Source organism: Actinomycetospora lutea, from assembly GCF_028737205.1.
Lineage (GTDB): Bacteria > Actinomycetota > Actinomycetes > Mycobacteriales > Pseudonocardiaceae > Actinomycetospora > Actinomycetospora lutea.
The window spans coordinates 1-1,751 of record NZ_JAQZAL010000082.1; the positions used below are offsets into that span (position 1 = coordinate 1).

Here is a 1,751-nt window from a genome sequence, read left to right on the forward strand (position 1 = left end):
GACCCGCAGCTCCAGCGGGTGCCCGACCACCGGGACGTCGCTGACGCGGCGTTCGCAGGTGTCGCGGTAGCTCCCGGCGATCCCGCAGCCCGGACAGCGGCCGGGACCTTCGACGAGCAGCTCGCACCACAGCACCGTGGTCTCGCCGGCCACCGCGGCATCGACGATCCGCACCCCGAGCTCCACGGTTCGGATCATCTGTGAGTGTCGCTGCGGTGCTCCGGCAGGGAGGACCACCAGGCTCGGCGTCGGTGACCCTGGCGTGATTCACGGAATGATTTGGCCGCTGCGGCGTGCCTTGGACACGACCTGTCCGTCGGGGTCGCCGGCGCCGGCCTGGCCCACCAGCTGGCCTGATCAGAAGCCTGTCCGCCTCTCGGGCGTGACCCCTCACAGATATGCCGCTCGGTGACCTCTTCCCAGGCCGGCGCCGATCTGACCGCCGCCCGCAGGGAAGGGAGCACCGGCCGATGCCGATGCTGGCAGAACTCGTTGACGCCGTGGTCGGCGCCGACACCCACCGCGACACCCACGAGCTCGAGATCGCCCACCCGACCGGCGCACCCATCGCGGTGTGCTCGATCGAAAACGACACTCGCGGCTACGCCCAGGCGGTGGCCTGGATCGGCGAGCACGCTCCCGGCCCGCGGGTGGTGGTCGCGGTCGAGGGCACCCGCAGCTACGGCGCCGGGCTGGCCCGTGCCCTGACCGAGGCCGGGCTGACGGTGATCGAGTGCGAGCAGCCCTCCCGCACCCAACGTCGTGGCCGCGGGAAGTCGGACTCCATCGACGCGCACCTGGCGGTGCGTTGGGCACTCGAGCTCGACGCCGAGCGGCTGCCCACCCCGCGCGCCGACGGGGACCGCGAGGCGCTGCGCACCCTGCTGTGCGCGCGCGACGAGCTGACCACCACCGGTACCGGGCAGACCAACCGCCTCAAGGCGCTGCTGCGCGACGGCGACGACACCGACCGGGCCCTGGCTCGCGGCAAGCTCACCGACACCGACCTGAACACCCTGGCCCGGCGTCGCCCACCCCGAGAGGCCACCCGCGCCCAGGCCGTCCGCCACGGCGAGCTGCGCCGACTCGCGGTCGCGCTGCGCGAGCAGCGCCGCGAAACTCAAGACCAACCGCACTCTCCTGACCGCCATCGTCGGTGACCTCGCGCCCGGGCTGACCGACCACAAGGGGATCGGTCCGATCTGCGCCGCCCAGGTCATCGTGTCGTTCTCCCACCCTGGGCGCTGCCGCAGCGAGGCCGCATTCGCCGCCCTCGGTGGGACCAGCCCGCTCGAGGCCAGCAGCGGGCGCACCATCCGCCACCGGCTCAACCGCGGCGGCGACCGCGCCCTGAACAAAGCGATCCACACCATCGCCCGAGCCCGGATGCGTGACTGCGCTGCCACCCGCGCCTACGTCGCTCGACGCACCGCCGAGGGCAAGTCAACCCGAGAGGTTCGCCGCTGCCTCAAGCGCTACATCGCCCGCCAGCTCTTCCGCTCCCTGACCACCGCCATGACCAACGCAACGAGCTGACCTCGAACAGGACGCGCAGACTTCCGTTCTCCCGAACGGCTTGACAACACATAGAAGCGTCGTGTCGGCCACGATCTGGACAGGCAGGGTCGTAGGCTGCGACATCGGGTCCCCGAGACGTTGAAGCTGACTGGCGTAGGAACCGTCATCATCAACTTCTCGGGGCCCGCCTCACCGCAGCGACACGACCCCAGCTCCCGGCCCGGTCACACCCT

Annotated in this window: 2 protein-coding genes and 1 pseudogene; 2 read left to right on the forward strand and 1 reads right to left on the reverse strand. The window is 71.4% G+C overall.

The window, feature by feature from the left end; genetic code table 11:
• Window positions 1-198 (reverse strand): annotated as a pseudogene (locus PHK61_RS31715) (hypothetical protein); the annotation flags it as partial.
• 272 nt (window positions 199-470) lie between these two features.
• Between PHK61_RS31715 and PHK61_RS31720 the strand changes: the two are divergent.
• Complete coding sequence (locus tag PHK61_RS31720; protein ID WP_274285025.1) at window positions 471-1,160, forward strand: IS110 family transposase; 690 nt, start codon at window positions 471-473, stop codon at window positions 1,158-1,160.
• A 13-nt stretch (window positions 1,161-1,173) separates the two neighbouring features.
• A complete protein-coding gene (locus PHK61_RS31725) occupies window positions 1,174-1,536 on the forward strand; it encodes a transposase (RefSeq protein WP_420791477.1) in 363 nt (120 codons plus the stop codon).
• The last annotated feature ends 215 nt before the right edge of the window (window positions 1,537-1,751 follow it).

What these genes read in the sequence shown, in the direction of transcription:
- PHK61_RS31720 (WP_274285025.1), top strand. Translation starts at nt 471, where the DNA reads ATGCCGATGCTGGCAGAACTCGTTGACGCCGTGGTCGGCGCCGACACC.